Origin of the sequence: Aliivibrio sp. 1S175 (assembly GCF_001690985.1) — a bacterium.
Taxonomy (GTDB): domain Bacteria; phylum Pseudomonadota; class Gammaproteobacteria; order Enterobacterales; family Vibrionaceae; genus Aliivibrio.
Genome location: NZ_MAJS01000013.1, coordinates 314,248 through 321,466 on the forward strand (window position 1 = coordinate 314,248; position 7,219 = coordinate 321,466).

At 38.6% G+C, this 7,219-nt stretch carries 4 protein-coding genes; 1 reads left to right on the forward strand and 3 read right to left on the reverse strand.

Annotated features, from left to right (window positions below; genetic code table 11):
* Positions 1 to 47 precede the first annotated feature (47 nt).
* The gene (gene punC / locus A6E06_RS07765) at positions 48 to 1,241 is read right to left on the reverse strand and encodes a purine nucleoside transporter PunC (RefSeq protein ID WP_065593059.1); all 1,194 of its coding nucleotides are present in this window, start codon (positions 1,239 to 1,241) and stop codon (positions 48 to 50) included.
* Positions 1,242 to 1,374: 133 nt separating this feature from the next.
* Between punC and punR the strand changes: the two genes are divergently transcribed.
* Positions 1,375 to 2,277 (forward strand): DNA-binding transcriptional activator PunR, encoded by a 903-nt coding sequence (gene punR, locus A6E06_RS07770; RefSeq protein ID WP_065593060.1) that lies wholly within the window; start codon positions 1,375 to 1,377, stop codon positions 2,275 to 2,277.
* A gap of 88 nt (positions 2,278 to 2,365) precedes the next feature.
* Here the strand turns inward: punR and pdxH are convergent, their stop codons facing one another.
* Together pdxH and A6E06_RS07780 are read right to left on the reverse strand one after the other, a co-directional pair.
* Positions 2,366 to 3,001 (reverse strand): pyridoxamine 5'-phosphate oxidase, encoded by a 636-nt coding sequence (gene pdxH, locus A6E06_RS07775; protein WP_065593061.1) that lies wholly within the window; start codon positions 2,999 to 3,001, stop codon positions 2,366 to 2,368.
* A 129-nt stretch (positions 3,002 to 3,130) separates the two neighbouring features.
* Positions 3,131 to 7,219: Ig-like domain-containing protein (locus A6E06_RS07780; RefSeq protein ID WP_255312065.1), on the reverse strand; the 4,089-nt coding region annotated here is incomplete at its 5' end.

A 7,219-nucleotide genomic window follows, 5' to 3' on the forward strand; every position in this document is an offset into this window, starting at 1 on the left:
GCGATTACGCACAATGCTATTTTTATTTGACTAACTTAAAGCAATAATTACTGCTCAGCTAAGACCATGTTCTCTTCTTTATTCGATTTAAATACCAATACCGCACCAATGAATAAGAACACTAATTGCAATAACATAACGCTACCCATTGAGATAGGGCCTAAGTAGCTAATACTTGATACCATTGCACTTGCTGCTACACAAAATAGCATTTGTAAAAAGTTTAATAGACCTGAAGCAACAGCGCTGCCTTCTTTAAAATCCATTAGTGCGTTATTTACAACAATCGGGTATACCGCGCCATTCGCTGCCGCTAAAAAGCAGAAAGGGATCAGCATTGGAATGATTGATGTAGGTTCCATGCGCCAAGCAATTAAGAACACCACACTGACACTCGCAATTGATAATTTTAAAATCCAAGGAAGTACTTTTTGGCTTTCAAAACGCTCTAGAGCCCAACGACAACCGTAACCACCAACAATGAATGCGATTGTCTGTGGAATGTAACTTAAACCGATGTCTGCACCTGAATAGCCCATTTGAGTCATTACAAAAGGTGATCCAGTTAACCATGCAAAGAAAATTGCAGAGCTTGCTGCGTAAATAAGCATATTACCTGTGAATTTTTTTGACTTAATAACATCACGGAATGTAACGGCTTTACCTGATGTTGATTTTTCTTGTTGTGGTTCTTTATCTGCAGCCGTTCTTACCGCTAAACCAACACCAATAACCGTTAGTGCAACAAAAATCATCGACCAGCCATAGAACTTTTCAATTGCGGCACCCAGTAAAGGTGCTAATGCAGGAGAAAGCGCTACAAGAGGCATAATGGTTGCAAAAATACGCTGTGATGTTTTCGCATCATAACGTTGAATCACCATTGCTTGCCAAATTACGTTAGCGCTACATGCACCAAGTGCTTGGAAGAAACGTGCAACTAATAGCATTTCGACACTGGTTGAAAATGAAGCAACTAAACTGCTTATTGCGAAAATAGTTAAACCAATGATAAGTGATTTTTTAGTCCCTAACTTTTCAGTCAAACGCCCATAAAAAAGTTGACCAATAGCCATACCAAACAAGAAAATACTTAAGGTTAAACCGATCATACTTTCAGTTGTTGCCAAATCACCGCGAATAATATCAAATGCAGGTAAATACATGTCTGTTGCTAAAAAGCCCAGCATACTTAGGCCAGCAAGCCAGATATAAGGAATAGATTGTTTTTGCTTATCCATGTTCTTTCTCCAAAGATGAACATATTTCTAGAATTATTTGCATTCTATTTGCTAGTTGCTACTCTTGTGAAACGATAATATTTGCACTTTGCATCAATATTTTTGATGCGAATAATTTACCATCAGGTTTTTTATGTTTTCTTACCACGAATTAATCACAATTGAGTCTGTAGCACGCCTTGGTAGTTTTAGTCATGCCGCTGAAGAATTGCACAAAGTACCCAGTGCAATTAGCTATACAATTAAGTCTGTTGAAGATCGGTTAACCGTGTCTCTTTTCACTCGTTTGCATCGCAAAGTAGAATTAACCGCTGCCGGTGACTATTTTGTTGAACAAGCCAGAAAACTTCTTAAAGAGATGGAGGATATACGTTTAAATACACAACGCGTCGCGAATGGTTGGCAACAAAGTGTCTCTGTGGCGCTAGATAATGTCGTTCGTGAAAATAGTGTAAACCAACTGGTTCGTGATTTTTATGCAACCTTCCCAGATATAGAGCTTCAACTAACAATGGAAGTATTTAATGGCGTATGGGACGCCTTAATGACAGGCAGAGCAGATATTGGAATCGGAGCAACGGCAACAATACCCATTGGCGGTAATTTCTCATACCGTCCAATGGGGGAGCTTTCATGGGACTTTGTTATGAGCACAACTCACCCACTTGCAAACTATAACGGTGCAATCCCCGACTCTGAATTAATGAAATACCCAGTCATATGCTTAGAAGATACCTCTCGTATATTACCAAAACGAACAACCTGGCAACTGGATAATCAACGTAGATTGATCGTTCCTAATTGGCACAGTGCTGAACAGTGTTTTATTGATGGTCTTGGTGTTGGTGTTATACCTAGCCATAAAGCAAAGCGATTATTCAATTCTGGAAGTATCATTAATAAAGAGATCGAGAATAATATCGACCCAAGCCCATGCTGCTTAGCTTGGAACAAAAATAATGAATCTATCGCAATTCAATGGTTATTGGATTATCTCGGTGACACTGAAAAACTAAACTCAGAATGGTTAAGATAATCAAAAAATAGAAATAAAAATGCCAATGACCATAAGCTCATCGGCATTTTTATTTCATCATCAAGATCCAAACACAATAAAGTCAAGATCATGGCGCTAATCGGTCGATCTCCCAATTATCTTGATCTTTACTATATATAAATCGATCGTGTAAGCGACTATCACCACCTTGCCAGAACTCAATCGAATCGATGTTAACTCTAAAGCCACCCCAAAATTTTGGTACTGGGATCTCGCCTTTCGCAAATTGTTGCTTCAGTTCTAGATATTTACCTTCTAACGCTGCTCTCGCGGTCAAACGACTGCTTTGTTTACTTGCCCACGCCGCAATCTGACTTTCTTTCGGTCTTGACGTGAAATACTTCATGTTTTCTAGCGCCGTCAGTTTTTCAGCCGTACCAGTAATATGCACTTGGCGCTCAAGAGGGTGCCAAGGAAAATGCAATGAAATTTTGCTGTTATCTTCAAGGTGCTGTGCTTTTCGAGAAGCAAGATTGGTATAAAAAACAAAACCAGTTTTATCAAAATGTTTTAATAAAACAATGCGCTGAAAAGGTTGTCCATTTTTGTCAACCGTAGCCACTGTCATGGCTGTTGGGTCTGTCAATTTAGCTTCGACAGCTTGTGTTAACCACAGCTCAAACAAGTCGACGGGTTCCTGTGGTAAATCCGCTCTACGTAGGCCGCCAAGGCTATAATCACGGCGGATATCTTCTAATTCCATTACTATATCTCCAACTGCTTTTTCTAAATTGTGCTCTTTTGAAATAATTTAATCAAGAGTTAGACCTTGAGGTGTTGTAACAAGTAAAAGGGCCCTAAATAGGCCCTTTATCTAGTTCACTCTCTATAATCAATTATTATCATCTAACTTAAACAGTTGATTATCTAATAGTTGAGTTAATATTTCTGATTGATTTGAGAAATTGGCATCTTCTAATCCAAATGAACCAACGCCACCTTCAACAATGATGGTGTGATTATTATTAGAATCATCGGTAATAGCTAACGTTAAGTCATCACCACTTTCTGATACCGTTACATGAGACAATAAATCTTCCATATCAACTGTGCTATCACTGCCGCTAATAATGTCCATTAGATCAATCAAATCCTCACCGACAGTAAAATCTTTAATTGTATCAATGCCAGTATCAGCTCCTTGATCCACCCACTTAAAGATGTCTTCACCCGTACCACCAACTAAAATATCATCACCTAATCCACCGATTAGAATGTCGTTGCCTTCATGGCCTAAAATAATATCGTCACTATCAGTGCCTACGACAACATCATCACCTGTTGATGCATTTAAGCTTGATGTGACGGTAGTATTAACTTCACCGCTTGGGCTTATATTTAAAGTAACAAGCTGCTGATTTTCAACTCCATTATCACTCTCAGTAGTATAAATCACCTCAAAAGCAACGGATTTCCCTGACTCAATAACAGGGGCTGATAACGATGGCTGAAAATAATAAGAACCGTCTTCTTCAATACGTAAATCACCATATTCAGTATCAATAAGTAACTGATTACCATCTTTAGTTACAGTGTATGTTGAGCTCGAAATAACACCATTGTGGTCAATAACTCGCAGTACTTCTGTTTTAGTTTCATCGATAATAATGGCCGCAGCATCTAACCCTATGATCCCCATAAGTAGTGCTCCTGCTTGCCCAATAGTAGGGCGAAGTTTTGGTAGCTCAGTCAGTAATTGCCCATCCGTAAGATAAATAACCTTATCAGAAATTTTATTTAGTCCGCTTAGCGTTGTATTTTCATCTCTTACAATACCAATAGCCGTCACATCTTTGCCTATAATAAAATCTTCCCAAATATCTTTCGGTCCGTTATTACCACCTTGCCAACCACCATCATTATTACCATCACTAAAGAAGTAAACGACATCATTGGTTTCTCCTGTAATATCGGTAACTTGAGAGTCTTGATAGCCCGAAATTACAGCGTAGATACCTTCTTCATAATCAGTACCTCCATCAGGATAAAAATCTTCATCCTCATTTTCATTAGCAATATCAACTAAAGCGGCATTTAATGCATTAATTGCACTTTGAACGGTGAACCAACCAAGCGATTCTGCATTTTCATCCTCGGAGTGATGTTTTTGGTTATCAAAATCAACCAGCTGAACGAGAACCTCTTCAGAACCTTCTTGAACCTTCACATTATTAAGCATGGCGATAGATGCTTCTAAAACTAGCTCCATCCTTGTTTTATCTTGATCTGGGTTTGAGTCATCAGATTCAAACGGTTTATGATCCATACTACCCGATGAATCAAGAACTAAAGAAATCAATGTTGTTGGCGTTTCTCCACCTTGATCTGCATATATATCTTGGCTAGGTGATGCATTAACAGTGGTTGTCGCTTCTGAATTATTTGAAGATTCTTTTGCAACTGCTGAAACATCAATATCAAGAGTTTCTGCCGATGGATAACGAACAACTAAATTATCGTAATTAACCGTTTGAGTATCTTGACCAATAATATCAATCACCCAAATTTGCTCACCGTTGATCTCTTTAAATTCTCCAAGAGGTTGGTTGGTGTCTTTATCAAAAATTTGAGCCCCTGCTGGAAGACCCGAGATATTAATAGCATCTAAATATTCACTGCCATCTATATCCATTACAGATGCGGATAAATCTAGTGTCGTTTCTGTCTCTTGTAAAATCGTATATGTTCCATCAGAATTTAGCTCAACAATGGCATCAGAGAAGATTAATCGCTCGATTTCATACAGATGGTCACCTAAATTAGCATCCCAGTCACCTGAAGGATTAGCTGATGAGTCTATTCCCCTAGAATCATAGACTGCCCATTTATCGACACTTCCACCAGCATCACCGTGATTTAAAATCGAATAATCACTAATTGAACCAGAATAAATGACAACATCGTGACCATCATTATTAATATTTGAACTTGAATCATCTCCATCAATTTTATCATCACCAGCACCTCCGATAAAAAGATCATCTCCATAACCACCAAGAAGCATATCTGATGAGTTAGTTCCAATTATATGTTCATTATCAGAATCGCCAATCACACGACGTTCAATGCCAGCCAATTCTACGCTATCTATATTTACACCAAGAGAGGTTTGTTCTTCCAATGTAAGAACTTCTCCATTAATTAATTTGTCATGAATAGAGGGATCTATTGAAAGAATCGTTGATATCGATTCACCTAAAACAACAGATAATGTTGGCTCATCAGCAACAGCATTAACGATAAGTGTTGCTGTTCCTGTTGATGATTGATATCCGTCGGTCGCTGTTATTTCAAATTCAACTGCATTATTACTATCAAAATGTGCATTTTCTGCAGGCGTAAATTGAGCACCTATAACTTCATCACCGTTAAAAATAAGCTCTAAAGAACCAAATGCTGGATCAACCGTAATATTAGTTAACGTAACATCATCTCCATCCAGATCTGATATCAGCAAGTCGTTTAAATTTAATGGGATAGCGACATCTTCATCCGTCGCATTAAATACTGAATCATCAATGATTGGCGCATTATTCATCGCACGCTCAGTACTGTCAGTTGAAACAGTAATAATACCAGTATCGGTAGCATCATCACTATCTGTTGCTTGATAAGGAATATCTTCACTCACCATAGCATCAACAACTTCAATACCTTGTAATGTCACATTCGAATTTGACGCAGTGGAACCCTCTCCATGAACGGTATAAACCCGAATTTGGTCAAAGCCGCTATCAAGTTGAAGATTAGCGGTAAACTCACCACTACCATCATAAATATTATGAGTTTCATCATCGAAGATGTAAGGGCTTTCTCCAACAAGAACCCCATCTTTAAATAATAAGATATGAATTTCAGCATTCGCATTACTATTTTCTGAATAATTACCAAAGACACTACCAAAATCAATATTCACTTCTCTAATATCAATATCTGTTGTGTTTGTATTTCCTACATTAGTAAAGTCCACTTCAATATAGTCTTGCGAATTTACATCTATTTCACTACTACCAACACCAAGTCCCGTTTCGTTTACTGCTGAATCATAATAAAGTTCATCTGCCGTTAATGTACTTGTCGTATCAGGTCGATCTCCAGAATAAGTTCCCCCTGACACAATAACACCGCTAGCTAAAGTGAAAGACGTTACTGCTCCATTATTATAATTAGGAGCAAAATCTTCGGCTGCATTAAAACTCAAATCATCATTTATTGTATCGTTAAGTTCATATTCAATTTGAGAATCTTCAGTTAATACCGTTGTTGCTGTTATTTCAGTACGAGTATCACCATCAACAAGATATAGAGTACCGAACTCTGGTAACTCAGTAATGTTGATTCCAACAGATTTATCATCTGTAGTACTAGCATCGTCTTCAATATCACTCACATGAGGTGCGAAAGTAAATTGAACGCTTGTATCATCTGTTAATGTAATTTCAAAATCAGTAGCAATAGGGTCTGAATTAACCGTCACATCTTGCGTGATCGTCGCTTCGTTGCCTGCCATATCCTCCGCTGTAATCGTTAGGCTGTTTGAACCCTCGGCCAGCGCGTTGATGATCGCAATGGTGTAAACACCATTTGCATCCGCGGTACCTATTGCTGTCTGCGCTTGATTGTTGGCATCTGTATAAGTAATCGTCACAATAGCGCCAGCTTCTGTAACTCCGGTTATATCTGGTGTATGGATATTAGTGACAGTATCGGCGTTTGATCCAGTATTGGATTCATTTGTAATATCAGAAGTTAAACCAATAACTTGAGTATCTACCGTGTGGGTTGAAGTCGCTGTGCTTTCGATTGCATTTCCTGCCGCGTCGGTTGACGCCACGCTCACTTCAAACTCGGTGTCGGCCGCCAGATCAGCGCCCGCCACGTTCACACTCCAGTTGCCATTTTCATCAACTGTGGTTTGGTA